This window comes from Pedobacter duraquae (assembly GCF_004362245.1).
Classification (GTDB): Bacteria; Bacteroidota; Bacteroidia; order Sphingobacteriales; family Sphingobacteriaceae; genus Pedobacter; species Pedobacter duraquae.
The window spans coordinates 438,734-464,369 of record NZ_SNWM01000003.1 but is presented as its reverse complement, the minus strand read 5'-3'; the positions used below and the strand labels follow the sequence as shown (position 1 = coordinate 464,369).

The 25,636-nt window shown below is 42.0% G+C and carries 21 protein-coding genes and 1 tRNA gene; 10 read left to right on the top strand and 12 right to left on the bottom strand.

What is annotated here, in order from left to right; all coding sequences use genetic code 11:
- The first annotated feature begins 46 nt into the window (after positions 1-46).
- Positions 47-1,018, top strand: coding sequence for a hypothetical protein (locus CLV32_RS13490; protein ID WP_133556360.1), 972 nt, complete (start codon positions 47-49; stop codon positions 1,016-1,018).
- A gap of 94 nt (positions 1,019-1,112) precedes the next feature.
- A complete protein-coding gene (locus CLV32_RS13485; protein WP_133557154.1) occupies positions 1,113-2,381 on the top strand; it encodes a DUF2130 domain-containing protein in 1,269 nt (422 codons plus the stop codon).
- 55 nt (positions 2,382-2,436) lie between these two features.
- On the opposite strand, the gene CLV32_RS13480 is transcribed toward CLV32_RS13485, so the two are convergent.
- Positions 2,437-3,249 carry a tyrosine-protein phosphatase gene (locus tag CLV32_RS13480; RefSeq protein ID WP_133556358.1) on the bottom strand — a complete coding sequence of 271 codons (813 nt, stop codon included), beginning with the start codon at positions 3,247-3,249 and terminating at the stop codon, positions 2,437-2,439.
- 93 nt (positions 3,250-3,342) lie between these two features.
- Positions 3,343-4,245 (bottom strand): 23S rRNA (adenine(1618)-N(6))-methyltransferase RlmF, encoded by a 903-nt coding sequence (gene rlmF / locus CLV32_RS13475; protein ID WP_133556356.1) that lies wholly within the window; start codon positions 4,243-4,245, stop codon positions 3,343-3,345.
- Positions 4,246-4,327: 82 nt separating this feature from the next.
- Here rlmF and CLV32_RS13470 point away from each other — a divergent pair, with 82 nt between their 5' ends.
- The 3 genes from CLV32_RS13470 to CLV32_RS13460 all read left to right on the top strand — a co-directional run bounded on the left by CLV32_RS13470 (position 4,328) and on the right by CLV32_RS13460 (position 5,585).
- On the top strand, positions 4,328-4,675 hold the full coding sequence (locus CLV32_RS13470; RefSeq protein ID WP_133556354.1) for a diacylglycerol kinase family protein: 348 nt from the start codon (positions 4,328-4,330) through the stop codon (positions 4,673-4,675).
- Positions 4,675-5,400, top strand: coding sequence for a DNA repair protein RecO (recO, locus tag CLV32_RS13465; protein WP_133556352.1), 726 nt, complete (start codon positions 4,675-4,677; stop codon positions 5,398-5,400). The genes CLV32_RS13470 and recO overlap by 1 nt, the downstream gene beginning before the upstream one ends.
- A 107-nt stretch (positions 5,401-5,507) precedes the next feature.
- Positions 5,508-5,585 (top strand) — tRNA-Val (locus CLV32_RS13460).
- Positions 5,586-5,877: 292 nt separating this feature from the next.
- Here the strand turns inward: CLV32_RS13460 and CLV32_RS13455 are convergent.
- From CLV32_RS13455 to CLV32_RS13435, 5 genes are all read right to left on the bottom strand, one after another.
- Positions 5,878-6,432, bottom strand: a complete 555-nt coding sequence (locus tag CLV32_RS13455; RefSeq protein WP_133556350.1) for a hypothetical protein — start codon at positions 6,430-6,432, stop codon at positions 5,878-5,880.
- A gap of 332 nt (positions 6,433-6,764) precedes the next feature.
- The gene (locus CLV32_RS13450) at positions 6,765-7,367 is read right to left on the bottom strand and encodes a DinB family protein (RefSeq protein ID WP_133556348.1); all 603 of its coding nucleotides are present in this window, start codon (positions 7,365-7,367) and stop codon (positions 6,765-6,767) included.
- Between the two features lie 112 nt (positions 7,368-7,479).
- Positions 7,480-8,058, bottom strand: coding sequence for a helix-turn-helix domain-containing protein (locus CLV32_RS13445; protein ID WP_133556346.1), 579 nt, complete (start codon positions 8,056-8,058; stop codon positions 7,480-7,482).
- A gap of 33 nt (positions 8,059-8,091) precedes the next feature.
- On the bottom strand, positions 8,092-9,255 hold the full coding sequence (locus tag CLV32_RS13440; RefSeq protein WP_133556344.1) for a TIGR03364 family FAD-dependent oxidoreductase: 1,164 nt from the start codon (positions 9,253-9,255) through the stop codon (positions 8,092-8,094).
- 2 nt (positions 9,256-9,257) lie between these two features.
- A complete protein-coding gene (locus CLV32_RS13435; RefSeq protein WP_133556342.1) occupies positions 9,258-10,604 on the bottom strand; it encodes a DUF5690 family protein in 1,347 nt (448 codons plus the stop codon).
- A 198-nt stretch (positions 10,605-10,802) separates the two neighbouring features.
- Here CLV32_RS13435 and CLV32_RS13430 point away from each other — a divergent pair, with 198 nt between their 5' ends.
- From CLV32_RS13430 to CLV32_RS13415, 4 genes are all read left to right on the top strand, one after another.
- Entirely contained in the window at positions 10,803-11,027 is a 225-nt protein-coding gene (locus CLV32_RS13430) for a CDGSH iron-sulfur domain-containing protein (protein ID WP_133556340.1), read from the top strand.
- Positions 11,028-11,581: 554 nt separating this feature from the next.
- A complete protein-coding gene (locus tag CLV32_RS13425) occupies positions 11,582-14,761 on the top strand; it encodes a SusC/RagA family TonB-linked outer membrane protein (protein WP_133556338.1) in 3,180 nt (1,059 codons plus the stop codon).
- A gap of 17 nt (positions 14,762-14,778) precedes the next feature.
- Positions 14,779-16,245 (top strand): RagB/SusD family nutrient uptake outer membrane protein, encoded by a 1,467-nt coding sequence (locus tag CLV32_RS13420; protein WP_133556336.1) that lies wholly within the window; start codon positions 14,779-14,781, stop codon positions 16,243-16,245.
- Between the two features lie 102 nt (positions 16,246-16,347).
- On the top strand, positions 16,348-17,268 hold the full coding sequence (locus CLV32_RS13415) for an alpha/beta hydrolase (RefSeq protein WP_133556334.1): 921 nt from the start codon (positions 16,348-16,350) through the stop codon (positions 17,266-17,268).
- Here the strand turns inward: CLV32_RS13415 and CLV32_RS13410 are convergent.
- Positions 17,244-17,648, bottom strand: a complete 405-nt coding sequence (locus CLV32_RS13410) for a hypothetical protein (RefSeq protein WP_133556332.1) — start codon at positions 17,646-17,648, stop codon at positions 17,244-17,246. The two genes, CLV32_RS13415 and CLV32_RS13410, sit on opposite strands and share 25 nt — an antisense overlap.
- 139 nt (positions 17,649-17,787) lie before the next feature.
- Here CLV32_RS13410 and CLV32_RS13405 point away from each other — a divergent pair, with 139 nt between their 5' ends.
- Positions 17,788-17,988 (top strand): hypothetical protein, encoded by a 201-nt coding sequence (locus CLV32_RS13405; protein WP_133556330.1) that lies wholly within the window; start codon positions 17,788-17,790, stop codon positions 17,986-17,988.
- Between the two features lie 32 nt (positions 17,989-18,020).
- Here the strand turns inward: CLV32_RS13405 and CLV32_RS13400 are convergent, their stop codons facing one another.
- From CLV32_RS13400 to CLV32_RS13385, 4 genes are all read right to left on the bottom strand, one after another.
- The gene (locus tag CLV32_RS13400; protein WP_133556328.1) at positions 18,021-19,538 is read right to left on the bottom strand and encodes a SulP family inorganic anion transporter; all 1,518 of its coding nucleotides are present in this window, start codon (positions 19,536-19,538) and stop codon (positions 18,021-18,023) included.
- 91 nt (positions 19,539-19,629) lie between these two features.
- Positions 19,630-22,125 (bottom strand): phosphocholine-specific phospholipase C, encoded by a 2,496-nt coding sequence (locus CLV32_RS13395; RefSeq protein ID WP_133556326.1) that lies wholly within the window; start codon positions 22,123-22,125, stop codon positions 19,630-19,632.
- Positions 22,126-22,136: 11 nt separating this feature from the next.
- Entirely contained in the window at positions 22,137-23,984 is a 1,848-nt protein-coding gene (locus CLV32_RS13390; protein ID WP_133556324.1) for an alkaline phosphatase, read from the bottom strand.
- A gap of 57 nt (positions 23,985-24,041) precedes the next feature.
- Positions 24,042-25,634 carry a RagB/SusD family nutrient uptake outer membrane protein gene (locus tag CLV32_RS13385; protein WP_133556323.1) on the bottom strand — a complete coding sequence of 531 codons (1,593 nt, stop codon included), beginning with the start codon at positions 25,632-25,634 and terminating at the stop codon, positions 24,042-24,044.
- Positions 25,635-25,636 lie beyond the last annotated feature (2 nt).

The following is a 25,636-nucleotide window of genomic DNA, read 5'->3' as shown; positions in this document are numbered from 1 at the left end:
GGCTTAGCTGTGGATCAATCTTTGCAAGACTAATAGAAATTCTTACATGAAAAACCTTTTATTCGCGTTGCTAATGGTGAGCTCGCTTTACGGATATGCTCAAATAGATACAGATATCTATGGAACATATGACCGCGGACAACATGGCGACCCGCAGGGATTTGCCGATCTATTCGTCCTTAAAGACCATACCTTTGCTATTATATTTTTTGGCGGAGGAGTAGTAGGTACCTGGAAGATGGAGAAGGATCAGGTTATTTTCACTCCAACCGCTGCTCCCCAAACATTTGCATTATATGGTCGGCACAATCCAGATCTTACAGATAGCACTAGGATAGCGCTTATGGCCTTCAATGATGATGATACTTTTATCAGTCTAGGCAGGAAACAGGGCGCCCATGATGTGATGAAGCGCGTGTTTAATCCTGACGCTAACTGTGTTGATTTTCCAAATCTGATGAAATTTAAGGGCATGCAGTCCCAAATCGCTTTTACTAACAGACTTTATCAACGAGAAGGTGCCTCAGCAATTTTACAAGACACTTATAGTTTTTCAAATAGCAGTGGGTACAATGATTTTATTGCCTACTATTATACCCCCGCGCGCAGTTATCGCCCATTTAAAGCTGAAGTAAAAAAGGGGGGACTGCAATTCGCCGGGGACGTGATTACACTAAAAAAGCCACTCCCAACAAAAAAAGAAGACCTGGAAATGCTCAATTCCTTTCAGCACATTGAGCTTAATCCGCAGGAGGTTCAGTTTAATCCATATTACGGTAGTTATGAACGTGGAGATGTAAAAAAAGACAATCGCAACTATACTTATAATAAAAAGAAAAATGCGTGGATCAGTCCGTTAAACTATACAGAAGGCGAAGAACATAAAAAAAGTGACAATGCCTTTAACCAAACGAATATCATTTATGTATTTGATGCAATAAAACCAATTAAATCGAAGGCGGATTTTACTGTAGATGAGGTTCCCCTGTTTACGAGACGCTGCCCTGAAGATAAATGAGCAATTTAGATTATATTTGTATTCCCACAAGCAATCTATGTCTACAGAAATAAAATGCCCCAACTGCGCTCATACCTTCCCTATAGAAGAAGTTATGGCAGAAGAATACAAAAAAGACCTACGGGAAAAGATGGTTTCTTTTACCAAACAAAAAGACGAGGAATATAATAAGAAACTTACTGAGCTTAACCATTTACAGAAGCAGCAGGAACAACAGTTTGAGCAACAGCAAAAGACACGTGAGCAAGCTTATGAGCAACAACAAAAGGCACGCGAACAAGCTTATGAACAAAAGCTTGCCGCAGAAAAAAAACAACTACAGACAGAATTAGAACAAAGTCTGCACAAGAGAATATCTACTGACTTCGAGAATAAACTGCAGCTTCTAGACACCACTGTTAAAGACAATGAAGAAAAGCTAAAACTCGCACGGGCTAAGGAATTAGACTTTTTGCGGAAGGAAGAGCAGATGAAACTGAAGGAGGAAGAAATGGAGTTAAAAATCCAACGTACTTTACAAGAGCAACGCGCGGAGCTGGTAGAGCAGATCAGGAAACAGGAACTTGAAAAAAACAACATTAAGGATACCGAACACCAGTTACGCGTAAAAGAACTGGAAAAGCAGCTGGATGACCAGAAGAAGCTTGCTGAAGAAATGAAACGCAAGGCAGAACAAGGATCCATGCAGTTGCAGGGAGAAGTTCAGGAACTCATTTTAGAAGAATTACTTCGTAACGCTTTTCCATTTGATTTAATCACAGAAGTTGGTAAAGGGGTCCGCGGCGCAGACTGTGTGCATCACATCCGTAATCAATTTGGTCAGGATTGCGGCAAAATCATTTACGAGAGCAAGCGTACCAAGGACTTTTCCATGGAATGGATTGAGAAACTAAAAAAAGACATGCGCAGCATGGGCGTCGATGTAGCCGTTATTGTTACCCAGGCATACCCGAAAGGAATGGATTGCTTCGGAGAAAAAGACGGTGTATGGATTTGTTCATTTGACGAAGTCAAAGCCGTATCGTATATCCTGCGGGATGGTATTGTAAAGTTATTCAGTGCAGCGAAATCTCAGGAGAACCGCGGCGACAAAATGCACATGTTATATGATTACTTAACCAGCAACGAATTCTCCGAACAATGGAAAGCTATTCGTGAAGGCTTTATGAGCATGAAGTTATCTATTCAAAGGGAGCGTGACGCAATGGAAAAATTATGGAAAGCAAGAGAAAAACAATTGGAGAAAGTAATGCTTAATGCGGCACATATTCGGGGCTCAATCGAAGGTATAGCAGGCACAGACAGCATACAATTGAGCCTTACTGATGATGAAGAAGACGACCCACTCTTACTTGGCTTATAAAAAAAGCGGTCTTCAGATTTGAAGATCGCTTTTTTTTTGTCAAATCTAGCCTTGATTATTTTGTGTATTTCTTTTTCAGCACTGCAATATCTGATGCTGAAAGGCCTATTTGACCAGTCATAAAAGCGTCTATGCTCCCATAGTCTTTAACAATTGCATTATAAGTAGCAGCCAGGTATTCAGCTTTCACACCTGCCATGTCTTTTGCAACCTGCTCTTTAATACCCATTTGAACCATTCCAGCAACCATTTTCTCGTTTTCTTCCTTCCTGTACGCATTACTGGCAAGATAGTCTTGAAGAATTACTTCATCAGGGACGCCAAGCGTATAAAGTAACAGTGCAGCACCAATTCCCGTACGGTCTTTGCCTGCAGTGCAATGGAACAATAGGGAAGAGGTATCAGGAAGCGCTAACAATGCCTTAAAAAATGGCTGGTATTTTGCTTTCAAATGCTCAGTATGGCTATAAAAAGACGTCATCAACGAATCAGCAGAATTCAGTTTCGGAATTAACGTCATGAAACTGTTCAGGTTTTCGCTACCAGCAGGAAGTTGTAAATATTCAGCGTGTGCGGGCAAGCGATCTTTAGCCCTCGCAACTTCATCATTACTGCGAAAATCAACCACATAGTTGAGATGTTTCTTTTCCAATAAACTTAAGTCTGCATCCGTTAGCCTGCTAATCTCTCCCGACCTAAACAATTTTCCCCACTTAACGTGTGTCCCCTGTTTTGTTTCATAACCACCAAGATCTCTGAAATTGGTCGCCCCGGTTACAGGGACAAGACGCGAAGTGTCTACTACGGCTGCCTGAGCAGACTGTATCGCTGTAAAAGCAGCGATATATACAAAAAATTTAAATCTCATAATGGTCAATACTTAACTCACGAATGTAGCAAGACTACATTAAGACAATGTTGTATCTAAATTACTATTACAACATTAGCAACGCTTCGCGAATCAGTCTTTGTCCTGGAAAGTCCAGGCTACAAACCGGCTGATCTTTTGTCCCTGGGACATTTCTACAGTCTTCACTTTTGACGCACCAGCACGTTCTAGTAGCGTATAAATAAATGAAAGGTTTGCACTTTTTGAAACCAGGCTGGTAAACCATACGCACTGGTCTGCAATTTCAAGGCTCTCTTCAATCATATGCCGAATAAATGAAACCTCGCCACCTGGGTACCATAACTCGAAATGTTGACCACCGAAATTCAATACATTTTTCGTCTTGCCGAGATTATTCAGTTTCCGCAGTGAACCTGCTGCAGCTTCTTCAGCAGAAGCGTGAAAAGGCGGATTACATAACGTTATATCAAACCGGTCAGTTGACTTAACAACATTCTTAAAAATATGGTTTGGATTAGGCTGTAACCTGATCTGTATGGCCGTACTTAATTCAGGATTGGCACTAACGATGTTACGTGCGAATTGTATTGCTTTTTTATCAACATCGGTACCGATAAAGCTCCAACCGTAAGTCTGATGTCCGATAATTGGATAAACGCAATTTGCACCAGTACCTATATCTAAAACTTTGACACGCTTTCCAGTAGGAATTATTCCTCCGTTACCAAGAGCCAGAACATCTGCCAGATAATGAACATAATCTGCCCGTCCAGGAATAGGCGGACAAAGATATCCTTCCGGAATATCCCAGAATGTTATCTGATAGTCCATTTTCAATAAAGCCTTGTTGAGTGTCTTGACAGCCGACGGATCTGCAAAATTTATTGACTCGTCCCCATAAGGATTTAACTTCACAAAATCCCGTAATTCAGGCAAATGCTTAACCAACGCGGCAAAATCATACCTGGATTTGTGTTTATTTCTGGGGTGTAAAAGTTTCTTTTCTTCTGCCATACTTAAAGATGTGTTCCTATCTTTACACTGCAATAAACGTTTTGTTTAGCGAATGCGTCCTGCAAAGGTAATATAAAAAGATATGTCCAGATTGACAAAGAGTTTTGGGTTTGCAGCAGCGGGTATCAGACACACCTTTAAAACGCAACCTAATTTTAAAATTCACACCATTTTCTGTATCCTAGTGATATCGGCCGGATTATTTCTAAAGTTGGCTACCATTGAATGGCTTTGGATTCTAGTTGCAATATCTATGGTTCTTGTTTCTGAACTCATAAACACTGCGATTGAAGTTCTGGTAGATCTGGTTTCTCCCGAATACAATAAGAAAGCAGGGATTGTTAAAGACGCAGCAGCCGGTGCAGTACTTGTTGCAGCTATTATTGCCGTCGCCATTGGACTGACTATTTTTCTTCCAAAAATTTTCTAATGCTTCATAAAACACGTGGCATCGTCTTAAAAACAACACTCTACAGCGAAAGTAGCGTTGTGGTACAAATTTTCACAGAAAAATTTGGCATTCAATCGTACCTAATTAACGGTGTTAAAAAGCCTAAAGCCAAGATCAGGATGAACATGCTGCAACCTCTGCATCTAGTAGATATGATTGTCTACCATAAAAACAACAGTACTATACAGCGCGTTTCCGAATTGCGCCCCTCACCTATTTTCAAATCTATCCCCTACGACATTATTAAGAGTACTATTGTGATGTTTTTGAATGAAGTGTTATACAAAAGCATCAGACAGCAGAATACCGACGAACGACTATTTGACTTCATCTTTAATGGAATTTGCTGGTTTGACGAATCAGAAACTAATAATGTAAACTTTCATCTCGCCTTTTTGCTCAAATTGACGCGCTTTCTAGGTTTTGCTCCAAGCACCCAGACAAGGAGCGACCAAAGCTATTTCGATTTACAGGAAGGAGAATTTAGCTCAAGGGTACCGGTTCACTCAAATTATATCGAAAAAGACGATGCATTTCTTTTTATAGCACTATTAAATTCCCCTTTTGAAAAAATATCTGAAATAAAATTGAGCAATATGAGCAGAAGGAATATACTAGATAAAATATTGGTTTTCTACAGGTTACACACCGCCTCATTTGGAGAAATACGCGCTCACCAGGTACTAGAAGAGGTATTGTCTTAAAAAAAGTTGAAAATATTTTTGCAAAACTAAATTAAGGATGTATATTTGCACTCCCAACAACGAAGAAGTCTTCTAAAAAACTTCAGCGAGAAAAGGAAAGAACCAAAGGGAGATTAGCTCAGCTGGTTCAGAGCACCTGCCTTACAAGCAGGGGGTCACTGGTTCGAACCCAGTATCTCCCACCAAAAAAAGCCTTTCAGTACATACTGAGAGGCTTTTTTCGTTTACCGTATATTTCGGAGTGGCGCTCGCCGCTGGAAAATGGATCAAGTCCAAATGTTGTGGAGCAAGGGTAAAAAATAGGATCAAGTCCAAATATTGCATTAAAGATAGTGCACAGATAGTATACGAAATGAAGACCGTTCTTTCTTTTGTATCTGAAAAACATTAAGAATTCCGCCTGATCCAAAAAACTATAACATAAAAAAAGACCCTGCCGCTAGACGGCAAGGTCACTATATCGTATCTATAATTCTATTATTTACCTTTGAATTGCTTATTAATTCCCGCTTGCACTCTTACAGCGTCCGCTTCTATTGCTGATTGTACAGCAGCATCAAGCGGCTTATCAAAAATTGGACTCACAGAAATCCGGTCTACTCCGTTTACAACCACAACCTCAAAAAGGTGATCACCAAACTTCAATCTGATCTTCATTTCCTGAACCTTACGTTCAACCGCTCTTACAAACTCATAACTGCTGCTGGCTTCGTCAAAATGATCCCTTACTGCATAGAGTACCAATTCTGCTTCAACATTTAAACCATTGATGATAAATGAGGCCGGCGCTTCATTTTTTTGAATCCTCAACAAAGTCTCCAGTAAATCTTCACTGTATATAATGTCTTTTTTATCTGTAATAAGAATAACAGCTGTATCACCGTCAAATTCCTGCTCCAGACGGATAAAATCATTCCCATCTTTCAAAACCGATGTATTTTCTGATTCCTTTTGAACTTTTGAATCAGCTATTGATTCTTGAAGCACACTCACTACTAATTCCAGAACCTGGTAATCTTTATTTTCAGCCATTGATATTATTTTTTTTTGCAAAGGTACACCTTGTCCCCAATTCATAAAGGATCTGCTTAAGAAATATTAATGTTATTTGCACTGACGGGATTTATAGCAGAAAAAACAAAAAAACTATAACCTGTTCAGTGCAAGTGACCTGCGAAATATAAGATCAAATGGTTTACAAAAAAAACATCCCTGAAATAACAATCAACAAAAAATAAAAAAAGATTTGGAATGTGATTTATAAAAGTGTTACTTTATATCAGAGCGTTAATTCAGGCGAGGTTCAGGGGATGAGAGTCCTGACCTCGCCTACCTTTTTTAAAAGACCTTAGTCTTTTCTTGACTCACCAAAATATTGGGGTATGGTCAGTTGCCAGTCGATCACCCGAATGTGAAAGAAATTCAAACACCAGCCAGCCAAAAATATTTGTTTTAGTCCCCTCGCTTAGTAAACGAATAATATTTTCCAGTTGGTAGTTATGTCTTTTAGTATGGCATACAATAAAGTAAACAGCTTCCATCCGTGTCAAAAAACCATATCCAGGAAGCTCACACTCCACACAAGTCTTGGTCAGATCCAGATTTTCAATCACAAATCTTAAACCAGCGTAAATGTGCTGCACCTTCTGGAGTAAAACCGCTGGCTCATACAGTATATTTTCAGGAACAAGAGATTCAGGCGCATCCATTTTAGTACTGAAATCCAGAAAGTCAGATGCGATCCTTGGAACTATCAAATCGGACGGACGGCCGGTATCTGTCATCTCCCCGTTTAACATTTCCAAAAAACCGCCATTAGCCATGATGGTATGTTGTACAACCTGCCCCGCAGTCCAGCTTCCATCAAACGGAATACTATTCACATGTATAGTATCAAAAGCAGCGACTAATTTTTCTTGCTGATCAAACGCTTCGCTGCATGCCCTGCAAATTTCTATCCTGTCCATCGTTGATCCTCCAACATCTTGTGTCTAGCAAAAACTAAGTTAGCACAAAACAGCAGCAGCTTAAACGCCCAAAAGAGTCAATCTTAGGGGGTATTTAGGACAATCGATACAACTAACTGATGGTTTGCTCAAAGAAATAGACAATCAGCATCACCGCCTTCACAGCTGTCGGATTCTGCGGTGTATGCGGCAACCGCCCATCGAAAAGCATAGAATCACCCTCATCCAGGGTATATTTTTCATTTTCGAAAAGATAATCGACTTTCCCCGACAGTATGTATTTATATTCAAAAGCCTCCGTGACAACCATAGGACGACTGGCACCAGGCTCCAATTCCAGTATTACTATATCTACAGTAGACTCTTTAATTGTTTTAGTTAAAATACGGTGATAAAGAAAGCCCATTGCTTGCTCTTTTTCAAATGCCTCGTATGCTGTCCTTCTTTTAATTAAAACCGGTGGTAAAGGATTAGCAGAAATGTCTTTAAAAAACTGATTCAAGTCAACTTCCAGTGCCCGTACGGTGTTCACCAACACCAGTAACGACGGCACAGTACGGTTATTCTCAATCTGCGAAATCAGCCCCTTGCTTACACCAACACGATCTGCCAATTCCTGAATCGTAATGTTTTTCTCTCTTCTAATCTCTTTTATCCGTGCACTGATTTCAATCAATGTATTCTCTTCCATATTCTTTTCTTACCCCGAAATTAACAAAATCTGTTAATTCCCAAAGATTTTGCCAATGCTGTATTCCGCATACCCCGCGCTGGCCGTCATCCCTTTTCCACCAATACAGGTGCGGATGTGGATGCGCTCGTCTACTTCATGCTCGATAATATTCTTTGTTGGATGTTGCGGATAATAACCAGCCCAGGCCGTATCAATTTTGCGGACAGGAATAGCTACAATTCGCTCAGCCTCCATCAACATCAGCTTATTAATTGATGCGTTGATCTTAAAGCCCAGATCGTCAAAATGGTTAACATCGGCATATTCGTGCGAATCACCGATAATAATACTTCCATCAGGAGCCGTCTTGAACAGCATATGGATGCCATTAGCTTTCAGTTCGGCGTAATGCTCAGGTGTAGCAATACTTTTAAACGACGGACAATATTCCTCGAAACTCTCGTATCTCCTTATTGTTAATCCTGTTAAAATATTTCCTTCCAATCCACCAATAGGCAATGGTACAGTACGCATCATCTGAAGCTTACTGATCACCTGCCCGCTGGCAGCGAAAATATCGGGAAATAACAGCTTAAACTCATATCCGTTACACAATACAGCCTGATCAGCAGTAAAAGTTTTACCATTGGTTAACTTTACACATACCTCATTTCCGACGGTTGCGCAATCGATTACCGGTGCATTATAGTGCTGGGTAAATTCTAAAAATTTTGTACGCATGTATTCATGCACCTGATGAATCATCAATGTGGGCTCTACACTAATTTCCTGCTCAAAAAAAATAGCCTCCTTTGCATAACTTTCCTTTACTGAGGTGTAGTTTTTTAATACCTCTTGTTTACTCAGCATTTGATGCGCATAACCACGCGTATCATAATGTGCGCTCAATTCATGAATTAACAGTTGTTCGTCAGGGTCCGAAGCAATATAAACACTTCCATTTTTTCTAACAGTGATATCAAACTCCTGTTGAATCTGCTGATAGATTTCCGTTGAACGAACACCATAGTCAAACCATTCCTTGCTCATACCAGATGCAACAACCTGCCCGAAATTCCGTACTGTAGCGCCTACTGGATAATTGTCTTTTTCCAGCTGCAATACCTTTTTCCCCATTAATAAAGCATGATAAGCATGAAAGGTTCCGAGAACACCACCTCCGATTACCACAAGGTCATATTTTTGTGTCGACATATTTAAGTATAGTTAAGTTGAGTTGGCCCCGCTACAGCGGCCACCGGTTTCTTTGTTAATGTTTCGTTACTATTTGGATAATTTCTTCGCTTTCTAAAGAAATAAATCATTGATATTACACCGCAAACCGCGCCCACAATTGCGACAGTATAAACCGTTTGCTTAAAAAACAAGCCCCAGCTGAGCTCAGTATTATGAAATTGTTTAAACACCAATATTGACGCACTGCCAAGGTAGCCCATAGAATCTGAGATATACATCGCGAAACCTATGTTGTTCTGGAGGTGAAAATTAGCGATCATCCTTTCATAAAAAATGGCATTGTAAGGTATGTAACCCATGTAAAGCCCCATACCAACTATACACATCCAGGATATGGGACCGATATAATGCTGATCAAAAGCCCAGGTGGCCACACCTGCCATTAAACAGCCACTGATGATAATCAGATGAATTACCATAAAGGCTTGCTGATTATTGCGGATTAGAATTAAAAGTCCCATAATCACAAGCACAACTAAAGATACGATTGTGTCGATCTGTGTATAAATATGGTTATCATGTATATCAAATGCCGCCCAAATCTCTACCTCAAAATTATCGCGCATGTCCCTTAATATGGTCAATAAAACATAGATGATTAACGTGACCAGAATACCAGGCAAAAAACTCATCAGGAAATTCTTGCGTTCCATCGCATTCATAGGCACCCGTTTAGTTCTAAACTGCTCATCTTCATTACTCGGTGCAGGAATCAGCTCCAAACAATAAACACTTAATAAAAAGGGAATAATAAAAAGCAGCCCGGTACAGAAAGGCATCCAGTATTCATTAACCGGCAATAAAGTCATCATTGTCCGCGCAACAGTTTTCACAAACCCTGAAGCGAAAATCAGGCTGATAGACATTACTGCTCCCATAAACTCTGTCGTCTTTCGCCCTTCCAGATAGCTAAAAACCAAACCCCAAATCATTCCCAATGGAAAACCATTCAATAGAAAGAAAAGAATGTTCCATGGCGCAGGCACCAATGCAAAGGCCAATAAGGCAGTCCAGGAGATCAGAATTAATCTGACCAGATAGATTCCTCTTTTTTTTCTCGATGCTTCCGCAATAAATCTAATTCCATAGAACTTACTCAGGGTATAACCAACCATTTGCGTTAATACCAGCCATACTTTCAAATCAACATGCAGAAAAACCTGATCATCAAAGGTTCCAGCCGCAAAGGCTTTCCTAAAAGCATACATACTGGTGTAGCAGCAAAACGCAGCAATTGCAGCAAACAATGTTACGGCTAATACCGGCCAGTTAGTCAAGTTTTTCCGTCCGCGCTCAATTAATTCCATACGATCTAACCACAATATTGTATAGCAAAACTATACTTTGTTTATTAAATGTATACTAAATCGATGTTAAGCATTCATAAACTTATCTGGAAAACAACGGAAATAATTGCGCATTACTGGTACAAGGAACGGTTCTAAATTACCATCATTTCCCAAGGTTTCATTCCATTAGCTTATTTTTGCTCGAAATAACAATACATGTCAAAAACAAAACTTACAATTAACAATAACGGATCAGTGAAGATTGAGGGCGATTTTGAAATCGTAGATAGAGATGGGAATGAATATGGCCTTCAGGGTAGGACAGTGTTATCTATCTGCAGATGCGGCTTATCAAAAAACAAACCTTTTTGCGATGGTGCACACAACGGACATTTTGAACACAACGCTGTAGCGTTTGACCTTCCTCCCAAAAAAGTATAAATTACTTTTCTTTGTTCCGGGAATCTTTTAATTAAGATTCCCGGTTTTGTTTAATACCGATTATTGGCAATACCTGTTAAACATCATTAATTCCCAGACAGTTCCCTGATATATTGATTAGATTTTAAAAAAAACACAAACAAAATACGAGAATAATTCAAAAAAAGCATATGATAATTAGTTAAATCATAAAATATCAGCAGGAGATCACCCTACCAATCTAATTTTCAATCAACAATAACTACCTAGAAACAAAAATTAATTCAAAAAACAACAAATTTCACTGGAAATCCACAAAATTCTCCTGAATTTATGTTATTAAAAAAGTTTTAGCTAGTAGCAAAGGTGATCTTAACCTAAAAATTTTCGTACAATACTAAAAACAGGCCTTTAAATTATCACGAAAGGCCTTTCACATGTAAATCATTGCCAATTTGGCAATTCGTTATAGTCATAATATTGTCATATTCAAGTACATGCTCGCGTTACAATTATTGATTCTGAGATAAAGTTATAAATTAGATTTATTAACACTAAACACTAAATTAACTTTTATGAAAAAACTACTACTCAGTATGTTTGCCGTACTGCTATGGGCTAATCTCGCCCTGGCGCAAGAGCGGACGATTTCAGGAACGGTTATTTCCCTTGGAGATAACCAACCCGTACCAGGAGCAACGGTACGTCTCAAAGGAACAAAAGTTGGCACCCAAACCAATGCCAGCGGTAAGTTCAGCTTGTCAGTTCCTAATGGAGTTCGTTCTTTAGACATTTCATCAGTGGGCTACACTGCCCAAACTGTAGCCATTACAGGATCAGAATTACGAATTTTGCTGGAAAGCGAATCCCAAACCCTAAATGATGTTGTCGTAGTTGGTTACGGCACTCAAAAGAGAGGTGAAACTACTGGGAGCACATCTTCTGTTAGTGGAGCTGCCATCGCGCAAAAACCTATACAAAGTTTGGAATCAGGTCTTGCTGGTAGAGCCTCAGGAGTACAAATTACTGTTCCCGCAGGTGTATTGAATACCCCGCCTGTTTTTCGTATTCGCGGAACAAACTCTATTTCATTGAGTTCACAACCACTTTTCGTGATTGACGGAATTGTTGCAACTACTGGAGACCAGGGACTAACCGCTTCGGCAGGAAATGCTTTATCAAGTATCAACCCAAATGACATCGAAAGCATCGACATCGCTAAGGACGCTGCTTCAACAGCAATCTATGGTAGCCGCGCCGCCAATGGTGTTGTTTTCGTAACAACGAAACGTGGTAAAACCGGTGCCCCAAAAGTAAATTATGACACCTGGATAGGTTGGTCCAAAGCATACCGTTTACCAGAATTGCTTAACGCCTTCCAATATACCGACTACAAAAACGAAGCTCTGGCAAACGCCAACGCAATACGTCCCGGAAGTGTAAATATCACCGTCAATGGAGTTTCTCAATTACCTAAATTCGCGTTACAAAACGGACCTGATGGTCAACCCATCAACACCCGTTGGTACGACTATGCCTATCGTACAGGCTTTTCGCAAAATCACAACGTAAATGTATCTGGCGGTACTGAAAACACCAAATATTACTTAGGTGCTGGTTATACAAATCAACAAGGTATCTATCAGAAAAACGATTTTAAAAGAATGAATGCGCTATTTAACATCGATAGTAAGTTAAACAGCTACATCACAATCGGTGGTAAACTCTCATTCTCAAATGAAAAAAACTTGGCAGCCATATCTTCCGGATCACTTAACGGTGAAGCCTACGGAACAGCAGGTTTAGCAAGAACGGCACTAGTTAATGCACCAAACGTATCCCCTTTCAATAATGATGGAAGTTATAACCTAGGCGCAACATTTGTTGGTCCAGGAAACAACGTGGTTAGTGGAAATCAGGTGGGCTTCTATAACTTCGCGCAAGTATTAGCCAATAACAGAGAAAACAATGAACTGGATCACACACAGTCCAATATCTACCTGGCCGTAAACCCCTTCAAATGGCTTACCGTCAAATCCGTTTATGGTATAGACTACATTAATAGCGACAATGATATTTTTTACAATCCTATTCATGGACCGGGTCAGGGTGTAAGCGGCGAAGGCATAGGCATCTTCAGAAAAAGAAAAAACTGGACATGGACAAATACCGCACAAGCTAACTACGACATCAATAACCACAATTTCAATTTATTGATTGGACAGGAACAACAAAGAAATACCGTTACAGGTTATGGAATAGACAGACAAGGTTTAACTGACCCAGCTTATGATGTTGTACAAGCGGGCTATACATTAAATAACTCTACTGGTGCTGCCTATGGCGAAAATTACCTATTATCTTATTTCGGTCGTTTAAATTACAACTACTCAGGTAAATACTTTCTGAGTGGAAACTTAAGGCAAGACGAATATTCGGCCCTGGGTGTTAAAAAAGGAACTTTCTGGGGCGCTTCGGCAGGATGGGAAGTCACCAAAGAAGACTTCTGGGCAACTTCTAGCCTCAGCAATATTTTCAGTAGCCTTAAGTTACGTGGAAGTTACGGTAAGGTGGGTAACATATCCGGAATTGGTGATTATGCCACCTTTTCCACATTTGGTTCAGGATTATACGGCGGTATTGCCACTTCAATCTACTCTGCCGCAGGGAATAAAGAACTGACATGGGAAACTAGTAAAAAAACTGACATAGGTATCAATTTTGGGTTACTAAAAGACAGAATCACTTTGGAGGCCGCTTACTACAGAAATAACATCAATGGCTTAATTCTAAATGTTTCTCAATCTCCTTCAACTGGTCTGCCATCAAGTGTACTGGCCAACGTTGGTTCAATGTACAACAAAGGCTTCGAATTTAATTTGAACTCAACGCCTGTACAAACCACCGAGTTCACATGGAATAGCAATTTCAACATCTCATTCAACAAAAATGAAGTTACGGCACTGGCGCCTGGGTTAACTGAAATCATTACAGCCACAGGATCAACAGCCACTGGCGAGAATGTAAACAGAACTGTTCCTGGATATTCGGTTGGGTATTTATATGTAGTTAGAACAGCAGGTGTTGACCCGGCTACAGGACGTAGGATATTCCTGAACGGTGCTGGCCGTGCTGTTGCTTATCAGCACATTGTACCAACAGGGGCATCAAACTGGACTTATCTTGATAACGGCGCAACTGCACCAGCAATCACACAAAGCGCTGATGCGAAAATGTATAAAAATAGTACACCAAAAATCTACGGTGGTTTTGACAATACATTTCGTTACAAAGGATTTGACCTAAATGTAATGTTGACTTACCAACTTGGTTTCTATGTATCATATGGAACAAATGCAGGTCTACATGATCAACGCTATTGGAATAACGCCGTTGACGTGTTGCAACGCTGGCAAAAACCAGGTGACATCACCGACTTCCCTAGAGCAATCTATACAGATAACGTTTCTTATGGAAATACTATTCCACTTGACATTAATGTTTTTAAAGGAGATTTCCTGAAACTTAGAAACGTTGGCTTAGGCTATACCATCCCTAAATCAGTTTTTGGTAAAGCCAAAATCAATAACTTAAGGGTGTATGCTGCGGGTCAAAATCTGGCCATCTGGACCAAATACCCAGGACCAGATCCAGAGGTTTCTTCTAACGGAACAAGTGCAACTGGTCAAGGTTCTGACAGGAACTCTGGCCCTAACGCCAGAACATACACAGTTGGTTTGAGTCTGGGCTTTTAATTATTAATACGACAATCATGAAAAGAAAAAATTTATATAGCATTCTATTATGTGGCGCAGTGGTCTTTTCAGCTTCTTCCTGCAAAAGGGAATATCTGGATCCTACACTTAAAACATCAGTAGCGGCAGATAACGCATTTGACACACAGTTCAGAATAGAAAGCCAGGCCCTATCTCTATATGGATCATTAAAATCTGGATCATTCTACGGAGGACGGTATATTGTTTATGGTAACCTCAGGGGAGAAGATTTCTTCAACGAGACAAGTAACCTTGTTACGGCATCAGACGTTTGGAACATGAACCTTGCCAACAGTGCCACCTCCGTAAAAGGAGCGTGGGCACAAGGCTATGCAACAATAAACAGGTGCAACGTTTTCATCGATGGAATGAACGCTAAAGGCACCTCTATTGTAGGTGCTACAGCCGGCGCTAAATATATCGCTGAAGCAAGACTGATCAGAGCACTCTCTTATTACAGTTTATTACAATTGTACGCTCGTCCTTACGCCGACGGTGCCGGAAGCAAACCCGGCTTACCATTACGCTTGAGTGGAATTACTGGCCCGGGATCTTCAGACCTTGCAAGAAGTAGTGTTGCGCAAGTATACACTCAAGTTCTGGAAGATCTGAACTTTGCAGAAGCAAATCTTGCTTCAACAAATGCAAATGCACTAGCCAACACCACCAGAGCCCATAAAAATACAGCAATTGCGTTAAAGACGCGCGTATATCTGAGTATGGGAAGATACGCTGATGTGGTGACTGAAGCAAATAAGATCGTTCCTGTTGCAGCCCCGTTCAAGGCATCTGCCAATGTTCCTAACGACTTGGTTACAGATATTACAACAGTTTTTAAAACACCATACACTACCGCAGAGTCAATTTTCTCATTACCAATGAGTACCTCTGCCAGTCCGTTGGATTACCCGGGAACACAAAATTCTCTGGCATCGTATTTTTATTTCACCAATAACACACCAGGAACTACAGAATATTCTTTGATAGCTACAGGAATTGTTGGTAACGCCGGATGGAAAAGTACCGATAAACGCAGATCGTTGTTGTTTACTGCGACTGGCGGAAAGCAATTTTTGGCTAAGTTTACAGCGCCAAGTCCTTATACAGACTACGTTCCTGTGATCAGATGGGCAGAAGTGCTGTTAAACCTTTCAGAAGCACTGGTGAGAAGTACGAACACGATAGACACCCGTGCATTAGCCTTGTTAAACGCTGTTCGTCAACGTTCTGATGCAACCACCACACTTGCTCCTGCTAGTGTTGCTGATTTTACAGATGCCATCCTTACAGAAAGACGAATAGAGTTCTTAGGCGAAGGCTTGAGAGGTCCTGACCTCACGCGTTTATTGCTGACAATCCCTGCTAAAGGCGGCGCACCAGCAAAAGCTCCAACTGAAACTGGCTACATTTGGCCAATCTCATCCGATGAGCTATCGCTGAATAAACTAATGACCGACAATTAATCACCATTACTACAACAGACGCGTTAAGCCTAAAGCTTAACGCGTTTTTTTCATAATCAAAAAATATCTGATATCTTCATCATCTTAACTATTGAAGAGGTTATGAAAAAAATAGTACTCCTACTTTGCCTGCTTAGCTCGACACTGACACAGGCTCAGGAAATCTGGCCATTATATCCAGGGGCAGCACCTGGCAACAACCCTTGCGACATTCAGGAAACCGGCCAATTAGGCCTAACAGCAGCCAACGTTACAACCCCAACATTGGCTATTTTTAAACCCGCAAAGCAGGATAAATTTAAGGGAGCTGTATTGATTATTCCCGGAGGCGGATATCAGCACCTGGCAATGGGTCATGAAGGTTACGCAGTTGCCAAAGCTTTTAATGATTTGGGAATTACTGCGTTTGTGCTTAAATACCGTCTCCCTAACAACAGCAGTTGTTTTGACAAAAAGGAATTGGTTCCTTTAATGGATGCCCAACGGGCAATGCTAATCATCAGAAATAATGCAAAAAAAACGAATATTAATCCGCGCAATATCGGTATTCTTGGCTTTTCAGCAGGAGGGCACCTTGCAGCAACACTGATCACTAAGTTTGACCAGCAAGTCATAAAAAGTAATGGCACAAGCCTTAGACCCGATTGGGCAGTACTAGGGTATCCGGTAATCAGTATGCAGGATAGTATTACACATGCCGGTAGTAAGAAGAATTTACTCGGGGAACACCCAGATCAAAAACTTGCCGACCTTTATTCTGCAGATTTACACGTCACCAAAAAGACCCCACCTTGCTTCATTTTCCATGCTCAGGATGATAAAGTGGTTCCAATTAAAAACAGCATTGCTTTTTATGACGCATTGCGGAGCAAACAGGTTGCTGCAGAGCTGCACATTTTTCAAAACGGAGGCCATGGCTTTGGATTAAACAACCCTACTACCAAAGAATCCTGGCTTGAAGAGTTAACAAGCTGGCTCAACAGCAACCATCAATTGAATTATTTAACCTTAACAAAGCGGTAACGACAGCCTTCAAAACAAACACCCTCAATTTCCAGGGTATTTCCAGCCAATGCGTAAACAAATGTGATGATCTGCTCAGTGTGTGCCCCTTTAAGCTGCACCTGTAAATGGGTACTATCTACAACAGTAAAACTTTCTACTTCTGTAAACATATCTCCAGATACCGAGCCATTCTGGTTGATGGTTAATTTTACCTCTGGACTTTCGGGTACTTTACCCCAATTGCCTGTTCCATTGCCTATACCCGACCATACTTCAGTAAGTTTCCAGGTACCCGGTAACGTACCCCGTTCAGTTCCAGGATCTTTTTTACAAGAAAAGAACGACGAGCTGATCGTTAGCAAAAACAGGAATGCAGCAAATAATTTTAATGATCTCATGACAGCGTTTTAATGGTTTACACAATGAACGCATCAAAGTACTCAGGTGCTACAACCAGCTGATTTATTTAGTTATTTAACCATATCGAGATCAAACAACTTTGTAAGCCCGGTGTTTTAACTGTAGAAATTAGAAACTATGGAATCTTTACAATTAAAAGAACTGCTAGAAATGATCGATACCCAGGTAAGTTCTCCAATATTAGGTGGAATGGAAGCTGAATATGAAGAACTGGAAGCTATGGGATATGTACATATTAATCGTGATGAGATCCAGCATACTGGCACGCTTACGCCAGCGGGACTTACCCATCTTGAAGAGCTCCGCCATCAACATTAAAAAATGAAGCTGGACTAGCAGTAGGCGATATGTTAACGCTTACTGTTGTCCAGCAAATTAACAGCAATTACTTCATCCGCATTCTTTAATAACAACTGAGACTCGGGGCTCAGCTGGGTAAGGTATAATGTCTTTCCAAGCGCAGCATATTTACCGGTAAGTGCATGTAAGGCATCTATTGCCGACATATCTGCTATCCTACTCGCTTTAAAATCAATAATCACAATAGCAGGATCGTCAGTCACATCGAATTTTTCCGTAAAAGTTGCAGCAGACCCGAAAAACAAGGGCCCATGGAGTTCGTAATGTTTCGCTCCCTCTGCATCGATAAAATGTTTAACCCTGATCCGTTTTGCACTATCCCAGGCAAAGACCAAGGCCGAGATAATTACACCAATCAAAACTGCAAGCGCCAGATTATGTAGTAAAACTGTGATTACAGCAACCAATATGCCGACTACAATATCTTGTCTGGGCATTTTATTGATGATGCGGAAACTTGCCCACTCAAAAGTACCGATTGCAACCATGATCATTACTCCAGTTAAGGCTGCCATAGGCACTAAGCCAATCACCGGGGCACCAAAAATGATGATCACCAAGATCGTAAGCGCCGCAACAATGCCTGATAGCCTTGCCCGGGCACCTGCAGAGATATTCACCAATGTTTGTGCAATCATCGGGCAGCCACCCATGCCGGTAAAAAATCCATTTAATATATTGGCCGCACCCTGTGCGATGGATTCTCTGTTTCCATTCCCTTTAGTTGCTGTAAGCTCATCAACCAGATTCAAAGTGAGCAATCCTTCGGTAAGCCCAACGCCCGCCATAATTAACCCGTAAGGAAAGATAACCTGTAAAGTAGCTAAAGTTAATGGAACTGATGGAATGTGAAAAGGGGGAAACCCACCACTTACTGAAGCGATGTCTTTAACCGTTCTGGTATCAATATGAAATCCTAAAACAACCGCAAATACAATAATGATAGCCGCCAGTGAAGCCGGTATAACCTTAGTTACCCGCGGCATCAGCACAACTAATCCAATGGTCAGCAATACCAAACCTCCCATAATCCATAATGGCGGACCTGTCATCCAGCTAAGCTGCCCGTTAACAACAGTCTTAAACTGTTCTAACTGGGCCATAAAAATTACAACGGCCAAACCATTGACAAAGCCATACATTACAGGTTTTGGCACCAGCGTAATAAATTTCCCGAGCTTAAATAGACCTACTATAATTTGAAAAAAACCTGCCAACGCCACCGCAGCAAAAACATACTCTATGCCATGCGACTTCATCAGGGCGATGAGCACAATCACAGTTGCACCTGCACCACCAGAAACAAGTCCCGGCCTGCCACCAAAAATAGCGGTAACCAAGCCCATAATGAATGCGGCATATAGGCCGGTCAGGGGTGGAAATCCCGCAAGGATCGCAAAAGAAAGTGACTCTGGAATCATCGTCATCGCTACCGTAAGCCCTGCCAAAATCTCAGTCCGGTAATTCATTTTTTGCTTAAAATCAAAGAGGTTCAGAAATACCTGCATGTGGGATAGATAGAAATTATGTTGCGCGAAATTAATTAATAATCCATGAGTTAGCGGATCCTAATTAATATTTCAACAATCAGACTTCTCCCTACCTGCCCATAAATGGATCTGTATGACTGGATTTACCTGTTTCAACACGCCCTGCAAAGCGATATTCGAAGGCGTCATACCCAGAGATAAATACGCTGAAATCATACCAGCCGTAACTTTTGCCAGTATTCCATACTATGTTTTTTGGTTCACGTGCTAAGAGCTCCAGCTGCATTGGCTCCGCATGGTAGGCATTATCACGTATCAACACCTTTAAAGGCTGATCCACTGAACCCATCAATTCAAGCAAAACATGACCGGTTAATTGGTTCAATTGACCAGACAATTCATATTTGCATCGGATCTGTACATCAGGATCACTTCCCAAGCCACTAAATTTTCGATAAAAACCATTGGGTCCATGTACTTCAAAGGCATAAGCACGGTCAGCAATTTGATAAGCATCTTTTAGCCATTCACCAGCAGAAACAGCATAACTGGCTGGCGCAAGCCCGCTTCGGTAAATGGTAAAGGGAACACCTGAACTTGTTTTGCCAAACAGTTTATTTCCCGCCGTTAACGTTAAATCAAACTTCCCTGTATCCCGGTTTACAAATCCGTCAGCATATATTTCATAAGGCAGCGCAGTAGATTTCCTGATCCCAGGCTCCTGCTTGGGAAGCACTGAAGATATTGATGGATGCGCATTGGCCTCAGCGATTTGTGCAGCACTCAACTGAATATATCCCAAAGGATCTGGCTTAAACTGACTGTTGTAAATCTGCTCCATAAAGCGCTCCTTTACAGGTCTGACTGGAAATTTAACGGACTCGCCATGGTAGGGCTGAAACACAGACGATAAATCCCCGCAAATCGTTCTTCTCCAGCTGGAGATATTCGCTGCCTCAATTTTCTTTCCTGTTCTATGGCTCAGCAGTTTCTCCATCAACTGCAAAACAGATGTATGGTCAAAAACTTCAGAACATACATTTCCTCCCCTGCTCCAGGGCGAAGCAATAACTAATGGAACACGATATCCCAGGCCAACCGGACCACCACGATGTGACGATCCGGGATTCCATTTCTGATCTTCCGCCAGACTGCAGAATTCTACACCTGTGTCAATCCCAGCGGATACTTTACCTGTCGACGAATCCGCCGGATCAGGTGCTACAAATGGAGGTACATGATCAAAGTATCCGTCATTTTCATCATAACACAAAATAAAAATGGTCTTTTTCCAAACCTCAGGATTCTTTGTCAATATATCCAAGGCCTCAGAAACATACCAGGAACCATACCATGGTGCCCCCGGGTGGTCAGAGAAATTCTCTGAAGCCACAAGCCAGGAAACTGCCGGAAGTTTACCCTGAGCTACATCTGTCCGAAACTGATATAACGGGTCTCCTTTTGGAACCAGCATTTTCCGATCTTCGGCACCATCTTTATAAGTCAGTTTCGTTAGTGAACGGTAATCAGGATCATTTTTATTAGTCGTAAATGCTTTATCATGCATGTTCTTTTCTTTCTGAGAAAGTTTTGCATATTTTTCGGCTGTCCAGAATTGGATATCCTTACGTACCTGAATCAATTGCTGCTGCTTCTCCCCGATTGCTTTAAGTACACTGTCTTTTTTCTTACCGGCATCCATCGTAGTTAACGAACTTTCCAGCGCTGCAATCTCCGTTGGTAATACCAGATCCAGTTTTTTCAGGTTTTCCCGATAAGCCGCAGCATACCGCACATTAAACTGACTGAACCATTCGATCGGATTATCTGTAAAATTGGCCAACCAGGCATCTTCATCTCCGTTCAACCCCGTTGGCAGACTCAGCTCGTTCTGGTAAATCTTCCAGGAAACAGCATGATCTTCCAGCACCTCCGGAAAGGTTTTCCAATGTGCTTCACGGTCATAATCCAGATTTTCATTCCGCAGAAAAGCCGGCGCCTTTGCTGATTGCTCTGGACGCACTGTTCCAGTCCACAAAAACAACCTGTTTGGCGTAGTACCGGTAAGCGATGAACAGAAATTCTGATCGCACACCGTAAATGCATCAGCCATGGCATAATAAAAAGGAAGGTCTTCCCTATTGTAATAGCCCATGGTTAACGGTACCTGCTCAAATCCTTTCCGGCCCGAAGCCTTCGAATCTAGCCACTTGTCATAATGCCCGTTATTACGTGCATCAACCTGATTGGTCCAGGAATGTGGAAGCGAGCCCAGCCAGGTAGAACGCGTTTCTTTAATATTAAGCCTGAAAGGCGCATAGGTATGTCCTTTGGCATTTTCCTGCATCCAGACCAGGTTTTGATTCGGCAAACGGATCGCCCGCGGATCGTTGAAACCACGAACGCCCTGCAATGCCCCGAAACAATGATCGAACGATCGGTTCTCCTGCATTAAGACCACAATATGCTCAGCATCCATAAAGGTACTGCCTGCTGCGGGATTGATTGTCATCGCCCTGAGTACTGAAGCTGGAATCATGGCAGTAGCACCTGCCGCTCCGGAAAGTATTGCCGCTTGTCTGATGAAATCCCTTCTGGTCTGCATATCTTATATCGCTATCTTTTTAAAGTTCTGATAATTTTCTTAAAAATCTCTGTGTTCGGATAAACACCAATGAAATTTGCTGCTCCGGGTCCATACGCAAAAACAGGAACCATAATATTCGTATGATCGTCAGTACTGAAATTACCCCGTACCGTACCCTGCTTCGCATTTGCATCCAGCAGGCTAAGTCCCCCGGTCTCATGGTCTGCGGTAACAATGACCAGTGTCTCACCGTCTTGATCGGCGAAACGCAAAGCCTCAGCAACGGTCTGATCAAAATCGTGTAGTTCGGTCACGGCATATGGCAAATCATTGGCATGACCGCCATAGTCAATTTGCGCCCCCTCGGCCATAATAAAAAAGCCTCGCTTATTAGCCGACAATAGGTCAATAGTTTTCAGCAAGGAAGTCCGCAGCATTATACCCCGGCCCGCTTTAACCGGCCTGGTAACCGAATCATCAAGTAACACCAATTGTTTGCCGGATTTAGCAGCCTCAAATTCCTTTAACGTTCTTGATAGCGTAAAGCCTTTTTTTGCGAGGGTATCCAACAGGTGCTGATTTGCACCTTCCATAAAACTCCTGCGATTGGATCCAACCAAAATGTCTACCTTGCTTGTGCCCAGGTCGGCAGCAATCTCCCTAGACATAGACCGCTCGGGCTGATGCGCATAAAACACTGCTGGTGTAGCATCGGTTATATCGCCACTACTAATAATTCCCGTTTTCATGCCATAATCAGCAATTACTTCCGGGATAGATTTCAGTGCTTTACCTGCAGGATCTACACTGATGTATCGGTTATTAGTTTTCTCTCCGGTACCAAAAGCAGTTGCACCAGCCGCGGAATCTGTAATGTCAGAATTTGACGCTTCGGTTCTGGACAGCCCAAGGTGTTTGAAAAATGTAAGATTTAACAGACCAAAGTTTGCCGTTAGCGCTGCTTGAATCTGCGCTAAACCCATCCCATCACCGATCAGTAAAATCACATTTTTCACCTTCCCAAGTCCCCCGTCAGATTTATATGTAGGACGATAAGGGGCGTAACCTTTAGTTGGATTGATAAAAGTTGTTTTGGCGCGCTCACTGTAAAAGTGCTGCAGCTGTTCCGGATGATCTGTACCAATCCAGTCGGCACCCAACTTCTCCAGTTCAATCCAGGTATTCGGACTGTCTTTGGTAGCCCAGAAGCGGAAAGGCTTCTGCTGGTGATGTGCTTGTTGTATCAGTGCGGCCAACTTGACTGCGTCTTGTGGTGTCGGCGTACCTTTACCATTCCATTTGGTATAATCGCTCAGCGAACCACTGATCATGGCCACGCGTTCCAGCTCAGCGGCAGTGTATTTCGTTTCAGGCCTCCCGTCAAAATAAATATAATCCGGATATTTCTTAAAATCTGCAGGGGCGGGCATATCTCCGCTGATTACAATTTTAACCGCGTTTGCATTGTGCTTGGCGTCGAAGATTTCCAGGTACGGTTTGAGCGCTTCAATCAATGCAGGGATTGCTGCCCCGTAGTTTTCCTTAATATCAATAACCAGCTGTAGCTTGCTTTTTTGATCTGGATAGACTGAACCCTTATGTTTGGCGAAAAAGCCTGCAATGGGTTCCAGGTACATCTTTTGCAATGTGCTGTTCGCTGTTACTTCCTTAATATCATGCGCAACGAGCAGTTTGCCGTTCTGCAGAAATACATCGGCTTCAATAGAGCCCATTCCTGCGTAATAAGCCCGCAATAGCGGAATATTTTGATTGTAGTCATTATGACTGTGCCCATTCAGGGCAGAATGTATTGCCGTTTGTGCCTGAGTGCTTAAAAAAGACAACAGGGAAATTAAGGTAATCAGTATTTTCTTCATCAGTATTATATAAACAAGTACTGCCGGCATAACCGGCAGTACATCAATCATTAAAATCTACCAGCCCGGAGTTTGTTTATAAGCTCCATTGCTGCGCGATATCTCGTCAGGACTAATTGGCCATGCGGCATGTTTGTTTGGATCAAACTTACGTGCAGGCCATACGGTCTGAATCGTATAAGCTGAGTTTGGGTCTGTGCTGTTCGCATGGATTCTGCCGTGTAATGGAGCATTGATCTTGGCAACATCTCCCCAGCGTTTCAAATCCATAAAACGGTCAGTCCACTCACAGGCAAGCTCCACCCTGCGCTCATGTTTCAGGTCGTTCATCGTCGGACTTGCAATAGCGGCCAGTCCGGCTCTGCTTCTTACTTCGTTTAGTGGAGCCGCAGCTTCTCCATTTTTACCCTGTTGAATCAAGGCTTCGGCCTTGAATAACAGAATCTCAGCATACCGCATCAACGGCAGGTTGAGCGACGTAGTCGGATAATCACCACTTGGATTGATATAGGTATTGCTACCTGCATTACCATTGGTACCGTAGGTATACGGTTCCATGTACTTGGCAATCTGGAAACCAGATAAGCTGTTTGTAGAGAAGAAAGTACGCTCCTGACCGAAGAAAGTAAACTTATCGCCAAACTTGAGGATGGTCACTTCTCTTCTTGGATCATTGGCTTCATATTCCTCATATAGTTCTTCTGTAGGTTGGAAATATCCCCAGCCGTTGTAAATGCCCCAGCCTTTATTTTCTAAAACTACACCAGGAAATTCCGATCCACCGGTAATGCCCGAAGTTACAGACCAGATGTATTCAGAACTCCAGTTATTGGCTACTTTAAATACAGAACTATAGTTTTCTTTGGCATTGGCCTTACCCGTAATGAGGGCCCTGTGTCCTTCGTTCTTGATTTTGTCCGCTAGTTCCGGAATCTGCGCCCATTTACTGGCGTCATATTGTGCCCAATAAGCAAGCGTTTTAATCATATAGCCCCATGCTGCAGCCTTGTGTGCACGACCACGATCGGCAGCACTATAACTTTCGAATAAAGGCAACAGGTCTGCCGCTTTCTGGAAATCACCTACAATCTGTGCATAATTATCCATTACGGTAGGCAACTGCGGTGGCATGCGTTTTTCGTATTCCGGATTCTCAGGTTTATCAAAAGGAACACCCTGCGTTTTGGTGCCGTACATATAAGCAATCCAGAAGTGTGAGAAGCCGCGGATAAAATAAGCTTCACCAAGGGCACGGTTACGTACCGCATCAGAAACGTTTACCGCCGAAGGAGCAAACTGAATCACCTGGTTTGCCTTGTTCAACATCCAGTAGAGATCATTCCAGCCACTGGTCAAATAACCTTCCCGACCAGTAGGAATAAAGTTTTTGATATTCTCTGCGTCTGCCTTTACACGGCCAACAATTAAATCGTCACTTGCATTCTGCGTCCAGAAGAGATCCCTTCCCCAGGTAGATTCGTAACGCATTGGCACATAAATAGCCGCCACCGCTTTGTTAACGTCCTCTTCGCTCTGCCAGAAATAAGCAGTAGTTGGTGCTCCATTGGGTTTAGTATCTACCCAGGTTTCTTTACATGCGCCTAAGCTGAGCACAGCCATAAGCATCGGTACAATATACTTTAGTTTCATCT

Bases quoted from the DNA above. Each gene is read 5' to 3' on its own strand.
- CLV32_RS13480 (WP_133556358.1), bottom strand. From the start codon at position 3,249: ATGAGATTTAAATTTTTTGTATATATCGCTGCTTTTACAGCGATACAG.
- CLV32_RS13470 (WP_133556354.1), top strand. From the start codon at position 4,328: ATGTCCAGATTGACAAAGAGTTTTGGGTTTGCAGCAGCGGGTATCAGA.
- CLV32_RS13485 (WP_133557154.1), top strand. From the start codon at position 1,113: ATGGCAGAAGAATACAAAAAAGACCTACGGGAAAAGATGGTTTCTTTT.
- CLV32_RS13445 (WP_133556346.1), bottom strand. From the start codon at position 8,058: ATGGAAGAGAATACATTGATTGAAATCAGTGCACGGATAAAAGAGATT.
- CLV32_RS13385 (WP_133556323.1), bottom strand. From the start codon at position 25,634: ATGAAACTAAAGTATATTGTACCGATGCTTATGGCTGTGCTCAGCTTA.
- CLV32_RS13420 (WP_133556336.1), top strand. From the start codon at position 14,779: ATGAAAAGAAAAAATTTATATAGCATTCTATTATGTGGCGCAGTGGTC.
- rlmF (WP_133556356.1), bottom strand. From the start codon at position 4,245: ATGGCAGAAGAAAAGAAACTTTTACACCCCAGAAATAAACACAAATCC.
- CLV32_RS13425 (WP_133556338.1), top strand. From the start codon at position 11,582: ATGAAAAAACTACTACTCAGTATGTTTGCCGTACTGCTATGGGCTAAT.
- CLV32_RS13430 (WP_133556340.1), top strand. From the start codon at position 10,803: ATGTCAAAAACAAAACTTACAATTAACAATAACGGATCAGTGAAGATT.
- CLV32_RS13450 (WP_133556348.1), bottom strand. From the start codon at position 7,367: ATGGACAGGATAGAAATTTGCAGGGCATGCAGCGAAGCGTTTGATCAG.
- CLV32_RS13435 (WP_133556342.1), bottom strand. From the start codon at position 10,604: ATGGAATTAATTGAGCGCGGACGGAAAAACTTGACTAACTGGCCGGTA.
- CLV32_RS13410 (WP_133556332.1), bottom strand. From the start codon at position 17,648: ATGAGATCATTAAAATTATTTGCTGCATTCCTGTTTTTGCTAACGATC.
- CLV32_RS13390 (WP_133556324.1), bottom strand. From the start codon at position 23,984: ATGAAGAAAATACTGATTACCTTAATTTCCCTGTTGTCTTTTTTAAGC.
- CLV32_RS13490 (WP_133556360.1), top strand. From the start codon at position 47: ATGAAAAACCTTTTATTCGCGTTGCTAATGGTGAGCTCGCTTTACGGA.
- CLV32_RS13455 (WP_133556350.1), bottom strand. From the start codon at position 6,432: ATGGCTGAAAATAAAGATTACCAGGTTCTGGAATTAGTAGTGAGTGTG.
- CLV32_RS13415 (WP_133556334.1), top strand. From the start codon at position 16,348: ATGAAAAAAATAGTACTCCTACTTTGCCTGCTTAGCTCGACACTGACA.
- CLV32_RS13400 (WP_133556328.1), bottom strand. From the start codon at position 19,538: ATGCAGGTATTTCTGAACCTCTTTGATTTTAAGCAAAAAATGAATTAC.
- CLV32_RS13405 (WP_133556330.1), top strand. From the start codon at position 17,788: ATGGAATCTTTACAATTAAAAGAACTGCTAGAAATGATCGATACCCAG.
- CLV32_RS13440 (WP_133556344.1), bottom strand. From the start codon at position 9,255: ATGTCGACACAAAAATATGACCTTGTGGTAATCGGAGGTGGTGTTCTC.
- recO (WP_133556352.1), top strand. From the start codon at position 4,675: ATGCTTCATAAAACACGTGGCATCGTCTTAAAAACAACACTCTACAGC.
- CLV32_RS13395 (WP_133556326.1), bottom strand. From the start codon at position 22,125: ATGCAGACCAGAAGGGATTTCATCAGACAAGCGGCAATACTTTCCGGA.